The sequence below is a fragment of the Kocuria sp. CPCC 205263 genome (assembly GCF_040981075.1).
Classification (GTDB): domain Bacteria; phylum Actinomycetota; class Actinomycetes; order Actinomycetales; family Micrococcaceae; genus Kocuria; species Kocuria rosea.
In genome coordinates, this window is the sequence record NZ_JAVKPV010000002.1 from 159,597 (window position 1) to 174,069 (window position 14,473).

Sequence of the window (14,473 nt, forward strand, 5' to 3'; positions counted from 1 at the left end):
AGCACTTTGGGGACTCGGCGGGCCAGCGGCGGGCACGCGGCGGGCCAGCGGCGGGCCAGCGGCGGGCACGCGGCGGGCCGGGAGGGACGGAGCCTGGGTCAGCGGGGCGTTGCCGTGCGGCGCAGTGCGGCCGAGATCCGGTCGACGGTCGCGGCCGGGGTACGGACGACGTCGTGCCAACCGACCCGGATGACGGTCCACCCGAGCCCTTGGATCTCGACCTCGCGCCGCCGTTCGTTGCGGATCACCGTGGCCGGGGAGTCGCTGTACTTGCTCTCGCCGTCGAACTCGAGCACCAGCCGCTGCTCGGGCCATGCGAAATCGGCCCGGTAGGTCCCCGTCCGGCCCACGATCACCCACTGCAGCTCCGGCGCCGGCAGGACGGACTCCGCCAGCATGAGGCGGGTGAGGGTCTCACCCACGGATTCGGAGCGCGTGTCCATGGCGGCGAGCACGCGCCGAGCTCTGCGCACGCCGCGTCGGCCGGCACACTCAGGCAGTCGTTGCTCCAACCGGGCCCGCGTGAGACCGAAACGGTGCGCCTGGTCCGCCAGGACCACAGCGTCCGTGAAAGGCAGCAGGCGGGCGCAGTCCAGCAGTGTTCGTTCGCCTGTTGTCGCGCGCAGCCCGCCGACCGTGACGATGTCGGACGCCGGCAGGGGCTCCTGGTGCCTCACGATGCCGGCGTATCCGTTGTGGGTTCCCTGTCCTGGCCGGGTGAGCGTGTGCAGACGGGCCGGGACGCGCCGAAGATCCAGGCCGTGCACCAGGGCCGCCGAGGCGAGACAGAAGACCGGCGGCACGGAGGCAGCCCGGCTGAGCGCCCGGTGCCGGAGCAGCGCCTGCTCCTCGGGTCTGAGCCGCAGATAGGTGTCCGACGCCGTGAAGTAGCCAGGGTGGACCCGGTGGAGATCTCCGTCGCGGAGGCGGCGCCGGATCCCTCGGCCGCTGAGGCCGGTGTCGTGCAGCTGGTTGAGGCTCATGGGCTCGGTCATGACTCCGTGATAGGTACGGCGCTGGCCGGGCGGGCCGGTGCCGTCGCCACGGGGAACAACAATCCGGAGGGACCGCACAGCAGGGAAATGGGGAGTGCGAATGCGGTGCTCGCCGAGCCCCACTGCGGTCGCATGTCCCCAGCATTCCTCTGGGGACATGCGACCGCAGTGGGGGCTCGGCGGCGAAGGGGGCCGGAACGTGGGGGCTCGGCGGCGAAAGGGGGCCAGGGCACCGGGCCGATACGATGGGGCGGTGACAGAATCCACCGCGCCAGAGCCCGCCGCCCGCGCCCTGCTGGGGCCCGCGGAGATCCGGGCGCTCGCCGAGCAGCTCGGGATCCGGCCGACCAAGACGCTCGGGCAGAACTTCGTGATCGACCCCAACACGATCCGGCGGATCATCGCCGCCGCGCGGCTGGGGGAGCACGAGACGGTGCTCGAGGTGGGACCGGGCCTCGGCTCGCTGACCCTGGGGCTGCTGGATGCCGCCGAGCAGGTCGTGGCGGTGGAGATCGACCCCCCGCTGGCGGCGCAGCTGCCGCACACGGTGGAGCGCCTGCGCCCCGAGCGGGCCGGGCGGCTGACCGTGCTCGAGCAGGACGCCATGCGCGTGCAGGAGCTGCCCGCCGAGCCGACCGCCCTGGTGGCGAACCTGCCCTACAACGTGGCCGTCCCGGTGCTGCTGCACCTGCTGGCCCGCTTCCCCTCGATCCGCCGCGGGCTGGTCATGGTGCAGGAGGAGGTCGCGGACCGGCTGGCCGCGGCACCGGGCTCCAAGGTGTACGGGGTGCCGTCGGTCAAGGCCTCCTGGTACGCCGAGGTCACCAAGGCCGGGACGATCGGGAAGAACGTGTTCTGGCCGGCCCCGAAGATCGCCTCGGGGCTGGTGCGCTTCGTCCGCCGCGAGCAGCCGGTGGCGGACGTGGACCGGGAGCTGGTCTTCGCCGCGGTGGACGCGGCCTTCGCCCAGCGGCGCAAGACCCTGCGGGCCGCCCTCGCCGGCTGGGCGGGCTCCGCCGCGGCGGCCGGCGAGATCCTCGAGGCCGCCGGGATCGACCCCGGGGAGCGCGGGGAGAGGCTGGACGTCCACGAGTTCGCCCGGATCGCGCAGGCCGGCGCCGCGGCGGGCCTGACCGCCGGGGTGCGCGGGGCATGACCGCGGTGCTGCTCACGGAGCGTGCCGGCGCGCCCGGCAAGGTCAACCTGTTCTTCGCCGCCGGCCCGCCGCGCCCGGACGGCTACCACGACGTCGCGAGCCTGTACTGCGCGGTGAGCACGGGGGAGACCGTGACGGCCACGCTGACCCGGGGCGCCGGCACCACCGTGGGCGTGGCGGCGGTCCCGGGCTCGCTCGTGGCCCAGCAGCTCGACCGCGGGACGTTCTCCCTGGACGCGGTGCCCACCGACGGGTCCAACCTGGCCGTCCGGGCCGCCGAGGCCGTGCTCGCCCGCTTCCCGCCCCTGGCCGGCGGGCTGCACCTGCAGCTCGACAAGGCCGTGCCCGTGGCCGGTGGCATGGGCGGGGGCTCCGCGGACGCCGCGGCGGCCCTGGTCGCCGTGAACCGGCTCGCCGCCCGCGTCTCGGGGAAGCCCGGGCTCGACGACGACGCGCTGCTGGAGCTCGCGGCCGGTCTCGGCGCCGACGTGCCGTTCGCGCTGACGGGCGGGGCCGCGGTCGGCACCGGGACGGGATCCCGGCTGCGCCCGGTGGCGGTCGGGGCGACGCTGCACCTGGTCCTCGTGGCGGCCGAGGCGGGCCTGTCGACGCCCGCCGTCTACGCGGAGCTGGACCGGATGCGCGCGGATCAGGACGTCCCGGTGCCGCGGCTGCCGGGCGACCTCGAGGCGGTCCTGGGCGCCGGGGCGGCCGGCGAGCTGGCCCCGCTGCTGGCCAACGACCTGCAGGCCGCGGCCCTGTCCCTCGCGCCGCAGCTGGGGCCGGTGCTGGCCGCGGGCGCGGCCGCCGGCGCCCTGGCGAGCTTCGTGTCGGGATCCGGGCCCACGGTGGCGCACCTGGTGGCGGACGCCGCCGCGGCCGAGGACCTCGCGGACGTGCTCAGGGGCCAGGGAGCGCCCGCTCTCGCGGTGCGTGCTCCCTGACCCCTGGCCTCCGGCCGCCGGCGCCTGGATCTGACCTGACCTCCCGGGTTCAGGCGGCGCCGGCGGACGATCAGCGGTGCTGCGGCGCGGCGTCCCGGGCCGGCGCGGCGTCCGTGCCCGGGCGCACCTGGCGCTGCACCACGAACGCGGGGACCACGGCGGCGCCGCGGCCGCTGAGCCGCTCGAAGCGCTCCTGGAACCGGCGCAGCCGGCCCCGGGGCTCCACGGCCAGCACCACGCCGTCCACCCGGTCGGTCAGGGCGGCGAGCTCGGCGGCACCCGCGCGGGGCGGGACCGTGGCCACCAGCAGCGAGGGCGTGGTGTCGTCCATGCCCAGCCAGTCGGTGTCGCCCAGCGGGCCCACGGCGTCCGTGAGGGTGCGGGTGTCCACGACCTCCACGGTGCCGCCCCACGAGGAGACGACGGCGTCCAGGGCCTGGACCACCACCGTGGCCTGTCCGGGCAGGGCCGAGTGCACGGCGATCCGGGAGCCGGGCCGCGGCACCGCGCGGTCCTCGTCCTGGGAGAGCCGGCGCAGCAGCTCGAGCGCGCCGTCCTCGTCGTCCACGGAGTTCAGCACCACGGCCGGCGAACCGGTCCCGTCGGCGAGCCGGTCGGGCCGGCGCACGCTGCGGTCGGCCCGCTCCCGGAACGCCCCGGCGAGGGCGCCGAGGACCAGGCCGCCGACCACGCCGCCGGCCACGAAGAGCGGGATGCCGGCCGAGGAGGGCTCCTGCGGCGGCGTGGCCTCGCTGATCACGCGGCCCGGCGTCGGGGCGATGAGGGCGAGGGCGGTGCGCTGCTCGCGCAGCTGCCGCAGGCTGGAGGAGTCGTCGTCGCTGCGCTCGAGGCCGGCGATGGACTCGTCGATGCGCTGCAGCGTGTCGTCGGCGGTGGTCTGCACGTCCTCGCCGCGGTCGGCGAGGTAGGCGGTGGCCAGGGCGTTGGCGCGCTCGGCGGCCTGGTTCGGGTCGTCGCCGGTCACCGTCACGCGAAGCACCTGGGTGTCGTCCGGGGCGGTGGTCGAGAGCCGCTCGAGCAGGTCCTCGGCCAGCGCGGGGTCGGCCTCCTCGACGGGGACGTCCTGCAGCAGGGCGGCGGCCCGCAGGGTGATGCGCTGCGAGGCCATCGTGGCCATCTCCGTCTGCATCTCGACCACGTCGTAGCCGGAGTCGCCGGTGAGCGGGTTCACCGCGCTCGGCGTGACGGTCATCGAGGCGGTCGCCTGGTAGGTCGGCGGCCACAGGAGGCCCGCCACGAGGGCGGCGGCCAGCACGACGAGCCAGGTGCTGAGGATCGTGGGCCACCGGTGCAGGACGCGGCGCCACGCGGGCGTCGGGTCCGCCGGGCCCGGCCGGTTCGGCCGGGCCCGGACGGTGTCGTCCCGGGTTCGGCGCCGTTCGGTGCCGATGGTGTTCAGAGTCTCACTCATGTGGATTTCCCCCCTGGTGGATCGCGGGTCGTCTCGGATGGAGCAGCCGTGCCCGGCGTCCGCCCCCCGGCGGATCGCCGACCCCGGCCCCGGGAAGCGCTGCCGGGTCCAGCCCGGCCGGCCACGTCCTGATTCCGATGTCGATCGATTGAAATGTTACAGATGCAAACTCATCGGGACCACAGCAGGACCCGGTGATCCCGTGGTCTCTTCGGGCCACATGCCTCGGCGGCCGTCCCCCGGACGGCGGCGCGGCTCCGGAGCACGAGGACCGCCCCGGCGCCGGCCACGAGCAGGCCGGTCAGCGCGAGGTGGACGAGCAGCCCGGTGGTGGTGGTGCCGAGCAGGGCGCGGACGGCCAGCCCGCCCCCGCCCGTGAGCACGGCCGCGGCCGCGGCGATGGCGCCCACCACGGACCAGCGCGGGGCGATGCCGAGCAGCCGCACGGACTGGAACAGGGCCAGCCCCGTGTCGGTGAGCACCGACGCCGCCCACGCCGTGGCGGCTCCCACGAGCCCCCACTGCGGGATCAGCCACAGGTTCAGGGCCACGGCCACGGCCAGGGCCGCGGACTTGTTCATCAGCTGCCACCGGCTGCGCCCGGCCATCAGCAGCAGGGACTGCACGCCGCCGGCCGAGACGGCCAGGAGCATGGCGGTGGCGATGACGAGCATCGCGGGGTAGCCGGACTCGAAGCCCTCGCCGAAGAAGGACAGGACCACCGGCCCGAACAGCAGCAGGGTGAGGTAGAAGGGCCAGGCGCCGGCCACGAGCACGGCGGTGGTGCGGGTGAACACGGAGCGGGCGGTGGCGAGGTCGTCGACCGCCAGCGCCGCGCTGATGGACGGACCGGTGACCATGCGCGCGGTGTGGTCGAGCATGGCGCCCACCCGGATGCACCGGTTGACCACGCCGTAGACGCCCGCCGCGGCGGGGCCCAGGAACGCGGCCACGAGCAGCACGTCGAGCCACTCGAGCAGCGCCTCGACCACCGCGGTCACGCCGCGGGCGGAGGAGAAGGACCAGAACGCCCGCCGCTGCTGCTCCGGCTCCGGCGGGGGAGCGGCCCCGGGCCGGTCGCGCAGGCCCCGGAGGTGCCTGCGCAGCAGCAGGAGGGCGAGCACGGCGACCACGGCGACCGGCGCCGTCCACGCCGCCGTGAGGGCGAGCAGACCGCCGCCGGCGACGACGACGGCGAGGACGCCGAGCACCCGCAGCGAGGGCAGGACCACGTTCTGCAGGAAGGAGAAGGTCGGCACCCGGTGCAGCCCGCGCAGGGCGCCGAAGGCGAGGTTGAGCACGGCGCCCAGCACGAGGAAGGGCGCCGCGAGCAGCACGGCGGGGCCCACGCCGTCGGGCAGGGCCCCGGGCACGAACGTGAGCATGGCCGCGGTGGCGGCGACGCCCGCGGCGAGCACGAGCACCGGCCGGGCCGCGATCCGCAGCACCCCCCGCACCGCGGCGCCCTGGCCCCGGGCGGTGAGGGCGGGGACCGCCCGCACCAGCCCGGTGTCGGCGCCGAAGGTGGACAGGGTGGTGGCGATCGCCAGCACGGCCACCACCTGGAAGAACTGACCGGCCGCCGCCGCGCCCGAGGCGTTGGAGACCACCAGCGTGGCGGCGAAGGCCAGGCCCGCGCCGGTGACCACGAAGGCGAAGGTCAGCGAGCCCGAGCGCGCCAGCGGCTGCGCGCTCACAGCCCCTCCCCGTAGCGCCGGGAGCGCAGCAGCACGGCCAGGCTCAGGCTGATCAGGATGAACTGCACCGCGTCGAGGCCGTAGTAGGTGAAGAACAGGCACGCGGCCACGGGCGCGGAGTGCACGAGCAGCCCGGTGGTGGTGCGGACCTTCAGCGTCAGCAGCGTGGTCCCGTGCAGGTAGGCCACGAACAGGCCCAGGCCCACGAGCCCGTAGCAGAACATGAGGGTCCAGACGTAGCCCTGGGTGCCCATCTCGATGCCGACGGTCTCGTCGTAGAGCGGCGCCCCGTAGCCGAGCAGCGGGGAGTCCAGGGTGGCCAGGAACGTGTCCCGGTACAGGTCGGAGCGGGTGCCCGTGCTGTCGCTGTACTCCTGGCGGCCCAGGATCCGTTCGACGGCGCCGCTGGCCACGAGCCACCCGCCGACGGCGGCCGTGCCGGCGATCCCGGCCAGGGCCACCCCGATCCGGCCCCGCAGGACCATCCGGACCATCACGTATCCGAGCGCCACCGCGATGCCGAGGAACATGCCGCGGTTGGTGGTCGCCACGGCCGGGGCGAGCGAGGCCACCAGCCCGGCCACGATCAGCAGGTGCCGGGCGCGGAAGCGGACGGTGGTGAGGTAGGCGAGGACCAGGGGCGTCAGGAGCACGAACCCGGAGCCCCACCCGTTGGTGTACGGGAACGGGGCGGCCGGCCGGTTGTACGGCTCGGGCGCGCCCCAGGGGAGCTGGACCTCCGCCAGGGGCGGGAAGAAGAAGTTCTGCACGAGCGCGTTGGAGGTGATGCCCTCCGGCAGCAGCAGGCCGATCGGGGTGGTCAGCCGCGCCTCGGGGATCACGAACGTCAGCAGGCCCAGTCCCACGAGCGTGGCCCACGCGACCACGGCGGCCCGCAGGAACCGCCGGTGGTCCAGGGTCTCCCGGGCGTTCCAGTAGTAGACGAAGTAGACCAGCGCGGCGACGATGTTCACCCAGCGCAGCGCGAAGCCCATCCAGGAGCCGAACCCCTCGATCTGCACCGAGCTCGCCGCCATCCACAGCAGGAACACCACGAGCAGCCAGGCCGGCCACGGGACCGTCACCGACCGGTGGAGCACGAGCAGGAAGAGCATGACCACGGCGAGCAGCGCCGGGGCGAACTGCAGGGCGCCGGAGGCCCAGATCAGGGGCAGCCCCCAGAACAGGACCAGCAGCGGCCAGGCGGGCAGGGCGCTGGTGGTGCGGCGGACCGGGGCCGGCCGCACCACCGAGGGGCTCAGGAGCGCCACGGCCGCCTCACACCCCTCTGCCGAAGAAGGACACGGCGTTCTGCAGCCGCTCGGCGCTGACGGCGCCGGTCGCCACGGCCAGGGCGCCCCACGCCCGCAGCTGGGCGCGGTCCCGGCGCAGCGCCGCCCGCGCCCACCGGACCGCCTGCCGGCGGTCGCCGCGGGCGGCGTGGGCGAACGCGACCTGGCCGGCCATCAGGGCCGTGCCCTGGTCCGAGGTCTCGAACTCGGGGAACTTGCGCAGCATGTAGGTCAGGGCGTCGGCCATGTCCCCCCACTGCTGGCGGAAGAAGGAGGGCCGGTCCCAGCGCACGGTCAGCACGGTCTCGGGCACGGAGTGCACCGGGGCGTGCCGGGCCAGGCGCAGCAGCAGGTCGTAGTCCTCGCCGTAGGAGGACGGCAGGTCCTCGTCGACGAGGCCCACGGGCCCGTACAGGTCGGCGCGGCGGCAGATCAGCGCCGAGGGGTGGATCTCCATCATCCGGTCGGCCAGCAGCTCCGGGAAGGTGGCCACGGCCTGCGGGACGCGCCGGATGGTGCGCTCGTGGGAGACGATGTCGATCGCGCCGGCGATCGCGGAGGCCTCCGGGTGCCGGTGCCAGTGCGCCACCTGCCGGGCGAGCTTGCGCGGGGCCCACACGTCGTCGTCGTCGCAGAACGCGATGATCTCCCCGGTGGCCGCGTGGATGCCGGTGTTGCGGGCCCCCACCAGGCCCGGGGACCGGGTGTTGGGCACGGTGCGCAGCTCCACGCCGGCCGGGACCTCGACGTCCGTGAGCGGGTCGACCTCGATCCGGTCGAAGACCACGACGACCTGCAGCGGGCCGGCGTAGTCCTGCTCGACGATCGCGCGGACCGCCTCGCGGAGCATCTCGGGCCGCCCGGCGGTGGCGATCAGGACGGACACGGACGGGTGGGCGGTGCGGAAGCCTGCGGCGGTAGCGGTGGCGGCGGCCGGGGCCGGGGCGAGGACGTCAGCGGACATGGCGGGTGCTCCTGTCGGTCGGGAGGGCGCCGACGGCGTCGGCGTCCGGGTCGGTGGCGGCGGGCCGTGCGGTCAGCCCCAGGTACTTGCGCCGCATGGAGACCGCGCTGATCGCCGCGAGGGCGGCCAGCAGGATCGCGTAGGCGGGCAGGAAGAGCGCGGGGAGCCCCCAGAGGAGGAAGATCCAGCAGGTGACCCCCGCGTCGGTGGGCAGGTTGAGGAATGAGCGCAGCGTCCCGCCCGCGGGCGGCCCGGCGATGCCGCCCTTGCGCCGCAGCTGCTCGGCGAGGATCTGGCTCATGAACTGGCCGACCTCCACGAGCACGAACAGCGCGGCGAGCACCGCGAGCGCCGCGGCCGGGAACGCCTCGGGCCGCGGGTGCAGCAGGGCGGCGGCCGCCACGGCCAGGTGCAGCGCCGGGGTCCGGATCGAGTCGACCACGTGGTCGAGCCACTCCCCGGCCGGCGAGCCGGTGCCGGTGAGCCGGGCCACCTGCCCGTCGGCGGAGTCCAGGACGTAGCCGGCGGCGAGGAGCAGGGCGACGACGACGCCCGTGGCCGGGGTGGGCGGGGCCGCCACGAGCACGACCAGCCCCGCCGCGGAGAGGACCGCGCTGACGGCGGTCACCCCGTTGGGGGTCAGCCCCGCCGCGGCGGCCCGCGCGGCGGCGTAGCGGGCCAGCGGGCGGTTCACCCACCGGGTGTACGCCGGGACCCCCTGGCCGGGCTTCTGCGCCGCGCGCAGCCCGGCCAGGGCCTCCTCGTAGCTCGGACGGCGCCGCGGGGCGGCGGTGTCGGTGGTGCTCATCAGGCGTTCGCCTCCGTGCTGGGCACGAGCTCCAGGTCGAAGGTCGTGTCGGTGGTGTTCGTCCAGTTGGAGTGCACCTCGGCGGCGATCACGTTCCTGCCGTTGCGCAGCGCCGACGCGGGGATCTTGACCACGACCGGGGCGGCCATCGCGGTGGCTGTCCGGCGCGGCGCCAGCGCGTAGGTCCCGGGCCCCAGGTCGCCGTCCGGCAGGTTGTCCCGGACGACCTCCTTGCCGTTGACGTAGACCGCGACGGCGTCGTCGGCCCGGGTGGTGAGCGTGAGCTTCCCGTACCTGGAGGCGTCGGCCACGTCCAGGGACCGGCGGTAGTACGTGGTCAGCGGGCGGGTGCCGTCGGCCACGAGCGTGGTCTTCACCGAGGAGTCGCCCCAGCCGAGCACGGCCGAGCCCTGCTTCCACGCGGCATCGTCGAACGCCGTGCCGGCCCAGTCGTCGGCCGGCGGGTTCGCCCGGTCGTGGTGGTACCTCCAGGTGGCGCCCTCGGCGACCAGGGCGTCCGGCTCCTCGGCCGGGGGCTCCTCCGCGGGCGGCGCCGGCTGCGTGCCGGGGGTGACGACCGCGGAGAGCTCGAAGGTCGCGTCGGTGGTGTTCGTCCAGTTGGAGTGCACCTCGGCGGCGATCACGTTCTTGCCCGTCTTCAGCGCCGATCCGGGCACCTCGACCACGACCGGGTCGGCCACCGCGGTGGCGGTCCGGCGCGGGGCCGTCGCGTAGGTGCCGGGGCCGAGGTCGCCGTCCGGCAGGTTGTCCCGGGCGACCTCCTTGCCGTTGACGTAGACCGCCACGGCGTCGTCGGCGCGGGTGGTGAGGGTCAGCTTCGCCACCTCGGAGGCGTCCGCCACGTCCACCTCCTTGCGGTAGTACGTGGTGAGCGGGCGGGTGCCGTCGGCCACGAGCGTGGTCTTCACCGAGGAGTCGCCCCAGCCGAGCACGGCCGAGCCCTGCTTCCACGCGGCGTCGTCGAAGCCGGTGCCGGCCCAGTCGCCGGCCGGCGGGTTGACTCGGTCGTGGTGGTACTTCCACGTGGCGCCCTCGGCGACCAGCGTGTTCGGACCGGCCGGCTCGTCGGCCGGGGGCTCCTCCGCGGGCGGCTCCTCCGCGGGCGGCTCCTCGGCCGGCGGCTCCTCCTCCGCCGGGGGCGCCGGCTGCGTGCCGGCGGTGACCACCGCGGAGAGGTCGAAGGTGGCGTCGGTGGTGTTCGTCCAGCTGGAGTGCATCTGGGCGGAGATCACGTTCTTGCCGGTCCTCAGCGCCGATCCGGGCACCTCGACCACGACCGGCTCGGCCACCGCGGTGGCGGTCCGGCGCGCGGACAGCGCCCACGGCGTGTCCTCGAGCGAGCCCTCGGCGACGTTGGAGCGGACCACTTCCTTGCCGTTGACGAAGACGACCACCCCGTCGTCGGCGCGGGTCGTGAGGGTCAGCTTGGCCACCTTGGAGGCGTCGGCCACGTCCACGGTCCGGCGGAACTGGGTGACGATCGGGCGGGTGCCGTCGGCCACGAGTGTGGTCTTCACCGAGGCGTCGTTCCAGCCGAGCACGGCCGAGCCCTGCTTCCAGGAGGAGTCGTCGTAGTCGGCGGCCGTCCAGTTCGCCCCGGGCGAGACGTCGCGGTTGTGGTGGTACTTCCAGGTGGAGCCCTCGGCGATCAGGGTGCTGGTGCCGGGCTGGGGCTCGGGCTGCGGCTCCGGGGCCGGCTGCGAGCCGGCCACCACCACTGGGGTGGAGGCGGAGACGTTGCCCGCTGCGTCCGCCGCGCGCACCGCGTACCGGGCGGCGTCAACGTGCGGGACCTTGAGGCTGGTGCCCGTGGCGGTGCCGATGGGCCGGTCGTTGCGCAGCACCTGGTAGCTCACGCCGGACTCGGGGGCCGCCGTCCAGGAGAGGGCGGCGGAGTCGCCGTCCCGGGCGACCTTGAGGCCCGAGGGCGCAGCGGGGGCCTTGGCGTCCCGCGGGGCGAAGCGGAGGAATCCGCCCGACCACTGCGCGGCGCCGGAGGTGGAGACGCTGCGGTTGATGTCGCCGCCGGTCCACAGGACCCCGTTGCTGTCCACGAGGGTGGCCCACACGCCCCAGCCGCCGAAGCCCTTGATGTCCGGGTTGAAGCCGGGCAGGTACTTGCCGCCGGCGGCGTCCCACGCGCCGATCGCGTTGATCCGGTCGGCCACGGTCACGGGCTGGGTGTTGCCCCCGGCCTTGATCCACTTGGTGGCGCCGGCGTTGAACCAGTGGAAGCAGTGGCAGGCGCCGTAGACGGTGTCGTCGGTGGAGGTGATCGCCTGGATGTCACCGCCCAGGGAGGTGATGCCCCAGGAGGTGCGCTGGAAGGTCGAGCGGTCGTAGCCGAACATCGAGTGCTCGGCGCCGCCGGCCCACACGGTGTTCCCCTGCTCGCGCACGGCGAGCTGGAAGGCGGTCTGGCCGGGGTTGGCGTAGTCCACGGGCACGGACGGCTCCCAGGTCCAGGTGTCCAGCGGGGCGCCGGCGGTGGTGCGCACCGCGGCCAGACGGAACGCCGAGGCGCCCTGGGACTGGTTGAAGTACCCGGCCGCGTAGAGCCGGTCGCCCTTGGCGGAGGCGTCCACACTCGTCACGGTGCCGTTGAACTCGGGGTTCCAGCTCGCGTCCGGGGTGCGCGTGGAGATCTTCACGCGGGCGCCGGACCGGGCGTAGACCTTGCCGGTGGCCTGCCCGCCGCTCAGGTGGGTGAAGGCCCCGCCCAGGTACAGGTGGTCGCCCTGCACGTCCAGCGTCCGGACCTGCAGCACGCCGCCGGTCAGCAGGTTCTCCACCTTGAGGTTCCAGGCGGTGTCGACCTTGCCGGTCGTGGAGTCGAGCACCACGAAGCCGGGGGCGCTCACGCCGTTGACCGTGCTGAAGCGCCCGCCCACGGCCAGCCGGTTGTTGGGCAGCTCGGCGAGGGCCTTCACCTGGCCGTCGAAGACCGGGCGGAAGTCGGTGCGCAGCTCGCCGGAGTTGACGTCGAAGGCCGCCAGGTAGGACTGGGCCACGCGCCCGGTGCCGGCCGCGTTGCGCTGCATCGCCTTGAAGTTGCCGCCGGCGAAGACCGTGCTCCCGATCTGCTCGAAGGCCTGCACCTCCGTGTTCATCTCCTCGCCCTGCCCGTCGGCGCGCTCCACGGCGCCCCACTTCGTGGGCTCGGCGCCGCTGTTGGGCAGGGCCCGCTGGGCGGCCGCGGCGGTGCCGGAGTCGGGGATCGCCTTGCCGGTGAAGGCCTGCTGGGTGACCTTGGGCCGCAGGTACATCTGGGTGAAGGGGATGGCGCCCTTCCCGCCGGCGGTGGGCGTCCACAGATAGGTGGTGCTCGTGTTGCTGCCGGTCACGCCGTCGCCGTAGCGGAAGCCGCGCTGCCAGCTGGTCTCCGTGACGTCCTGGAAGCGCACCCGCGCCGTGCCGGTGTTGGTCCCGAAGTCGTTGGTGGTGCCGGTGGTCCCGGAGGCCACCCCGGTGCCGTAGACCAGGGAGAAGGAGGTCACCGGGGTGCGGGAGCCGAACGTCCAGTTCCAGTACGGTTTGGCGGAGATCTTCATCCGCCCCTCCTGCCAGGTGGTGCCCCCGGCGTCACGGGCCCGGCGGATCCGGATGCCGTCCTCGAGGGAGTCGGGCCGCTGCCCGTTCAGGAGCTCGTCGACCGTCTCGGAGGGCAGCTGCTTGGGCGCGAAGGCCGCGGTGCCCGTGACGGTGGAGGAGACGTCCTTGGGCGTGCCCACGCCCTGGTAGTACTCCTTCCAGTCGTTGCGGCCGCGGCCCACGAGGACCCAGCCGCCGCCGTCGGTCACCTGGTCGCAGTAAAACTGCTCGGGCGCGGTCATGGCCGGGGTGACCAGCCAGTACACGCCGGAGGCGGACTTCGGGTCCTTCTGCTTGATCTCCCAGCAGGACGCCGCGGCCGAGGCCGCGGACTTGCCGTCCACCGGCGGCGCCTCGGCGGCGCCCACCGGGACGGCGGTCAACAGCGTCGCGGCGACGGCCAGCACGGTGCCGATGCCCAGGGACGCCTTGGTGCGGGCCGTGCGCGCCCGGCGCCGGCTCCTGTCCGCCCGGGGCGGGGTGTTCGTGTTTCCCATGGTGTGGTTCCTCAACAGGTTCGTGCGGACGGATCAGCAGGTCGGGTCGTCGGGGAAGCCGTGCTGGACGACTTGCCAGGACTGGCCCGGTTGGCGGAAGAGGTCGTAGTTGTGCAGGGCCCTGCGGTCCTTCTGCTTGCCGCTGACGACCACGCCGTCGCGGTCCACGACGGTGACCTCGGAGGAGTCCAGGCAGACGGTGACGCGCACGGCCTCGCCGTCGTCCACGGGCAGCGGGGCGGAGACGGGATCGCCGACGACGACGGGCGCTCCGCGCTGCTCCCAGCCCTGGTGCTCGAACTCGGCCAGGGACGCGATGACCTCCTGGAGCGCGGCGCCGGCGGCGGACTCCTCGGCCGCCTCGACGACGGCCGGGTCCAGCTCGGCGGGCTCGTCCCCGCCGCCGAGCTCGGCGGAGGACTCCGGGTTGGCCGGGTCCGCCGGGGCCGGGCGGTCGGACGGGACGAAGGCCTCCTGGGCCTCGAGCACCGCCTCGATCTGCTCGACCTCGGGCGCGTCGGCGGCCACGGTCGCCGCCGAGGGCAGGTCCTTGGCGCGGACCTCCTGCGGCGTCTCCAGCTCCACCACGGTGGACGCCTCGAGGGCGTCGGCCGCCGGGTCGTCGGTGGCGCCGGCGGCGCCGCAGCCGGTCAGGACGCCGGCGAGCAGGAGCCCGCCCAGCACCGTGCGGGCTGTTCGGGCAGTGGGACCTCGAGTGCTCGATGTGCACGACAGGTCAAGGATCATGTCAGCTCCCCCCAGATCTGAACTTCCGGCGCCGAGTGGCCGGCGCCGCGGTGATCCGCCGCAGGTTGTGGGTCGAGGGACCCCCGCGGCGTTCCGGGCGTCCCCACGCCCGGATTCATTGGATCGCATGGAGTCTAACCCCGGCGTTAACGATCGGGAACGGAATCCGATGTCCCCTTTTGTGACCCGGATTATCAGATGCAAACGCAGGTTTCTCCGCAGTAGGGTGAGGCGATCACCGGAATTCCCTGGAGCAAACAGGGGGTCCGGACGCAGCACGGGACGGCCGCGGCTCGGGGGAGCGCGGCGTCCGGCGAACGCAGGGAGAC

General features: G+C 74.5%; 10 protein-coding genes. 2 read left to right on the forward strand and 8 right to left on the reverse strand.

The features are described 5' to 3' along the window. Window positions 1-98 precede the first annotated feature (98 nt). On the reverse strand, window positions 99-995 hold the full coding sequence (locus RF647_RS03270) for a DUF559 domain-containing protein (protein WP_368810487.1): 897 nt from the start codon (window positions 993-995) through the stop codon (window positions 99-101). A 253-nt stretch (window positions 996-1,248) separates the two neighbouring features. Here RF647_RS03270 and rsmA point away from each other — a divergent pair, with 253 nt between their 5' ends. After that, window positions 1,249-2,151 (forward strand): 16S rRNA (adenine(1518)-N(6)/adenine(1519)-N(6))-dimethyltransferase RsmA, encoded by a 903-nt coding sequence (gene rsmA, locus RF647_RS03275; protein WP_115162405.1) that lies wholly within the window; start codon window positions 1,249-1,251, stop codon window positions 2,149-2,151. Further along, complete coding sequence (locus tag RF647_RS03280; protein ID WP_368810488.1) at window positions 2,148-3,095, forward strand: 4-(cytidine 5'-diphospho)-2-C-methyl-D-erythritol kinase; 948 nt, start codon at window positions 2,148-2,150, stop codon at window positions 3,093-3,095. Before rsmA ends, RF647_RS03280 begins: the two co-directional genes overlap by 4 nt. 70 nt (window positions 3,096-3,165) lie before the next feature. Here the strand turns inward: RF647_RS03280 and RF647_RS03285 are convergent, their stop codons facing one another. From RF647_RS03285 to RF647_RS03315, 7 genes are all read right to left on the reverse strand, one after another. Next, window positions 3,166-4,527 (reverse strand): hypothetical protein, encoded by a 1,362-nt coding sequence (locus tag RF647_RS03285; protein ID WP_368810489.1) that lies wholly within the window; start codon window positions 4,525-4,527, stop codon window positions 3,166-3,168. 170 nt (window positions 4,528-4,697) lie between these two features. Continuing rightward, window positions 4,698-6,224, reverse strand: a complete 1,527-nt coding sequence (locus RF647_RS03290; protein WP_368810490.1) for a lipopolysaccharide biosynthesis protein — start codon at window positions 6,222-6,224, stop codon at window positions 4,698-4,700. Beyond that, on the reverse strand, window positions 6,221-7,495 hold the full coding sequence (locus RF647_RS03295; RefSeq protein ID WP_368810491.1) for an O-antigen ligase family protein: 1,275 nt from the start codon (window positions 7,493-7,495) through the stop codon (window positions 6,221-6,223). Before RF647_RS03295 ends, RF647_RS03290 begins: the two co-directional genes overlap by 4 nt. A 7-nt stretch (window positions 7,496-7,502) precedes the next feature. After that, window positions 7,503-8,480, reverse strand: a complete 978-nt coding sequence (locus RF647_RS03300) for a glycosyltransferase family 2 protein (protein WP_368810492.1) — start codon at window positions 8,478-8,480, stop codon at window positions 7,503-7,505. After that, a complete protein-coding gene (locus RF647_RS03305; RefSeq protein WP_368810493.1) occupies window positions 8,470-9,288 on the reverse strand; it encodes a CDP-alcohol phosphatidyltransferase family protein in 819 nt (272 codons plus the stop codon). The genes RF647_RS03300 and RF647_RS03305 overlap by 11 nt, the downstream gene beginning before the upstream one ends. Further along, on the reverse strand, window positions 9,288-13,397 hold the full coding sequence (locus RF647_RS03310; protein WP_368810494.1) for a fibrinogen-like YCDxxxxGGGW domain-containing protein: 4,110 nt from the start codon (window positions 13,395-13,397) through the stop codon (window positions 9,288-9,290). The genes RF647_RS03305 and RF647_RS03310 overlap by 1 nt, the downstream gene beginning before the upstream one ends. Window positions 13,398-13,430: 33 nt before the next feature. Continuing rightward, a complete protein-coding gene (locus RF647_RS03315) occupies window positions 13,431-14,144 on the reverse strand; it encodes a hypothetical protein (RefSeq protein ID WP_368810495.1) in 714 nt (237 codons plus the stop codon). Window positions 14,145-14,473 lie beyond the last annotated feature (329 nt).

Coding starts and splice junctions, on each gene's coding strand:
- RF647_RS03300 (WP_368810492.1), bottom strand. CDS start 8,480: ATGTCCGCTGACGTCCTCGCCCCGGCCCCGGCCGCCGCCACCGCTACC.
- RF647_RS03305 (WP_368810493.1), bottom strand. CDS start 9,288: ATGAGCACCACCGACACCGCCGCCCCGCGGCGCCGTCCGAGCTACGAG.
- RF647_RS03315 (WP_368810495.1), bottom strand. CDS start 14,144: ATGATCCTTGACCTGTCGTGCACATCGAGCACTCGAGGTCCCACTGCC.
- RF647_RS03270 (WP_368810487.1), bottom strand. CDS start 995: ATGACCGAGCCCATGAGCCTCAACCAGCTGCACGACACCGGCCTCAGC.
- RF647_RS03310 (WP_368810494.1), bottom strand. CDS start 13,397: ATGGGAAACACGAACACCCCGCCCCGGGCGGACAGGAGCCGGCGCCGG.
- RF647_RS03280 (WP_368810488.1), top strand. CDS start 2,148: ATGACCGCGGTGCTGCTCACGGAGCGTGCCGGCGCGCCCGGCAAGGTC.
- RF647_RS03285 (WP_368810489.1), bottom strand. CDS start 4,527: ATGAGTGAGACTCTGAACACCATCGGCACCGAACGGCGCCGAACCCGG.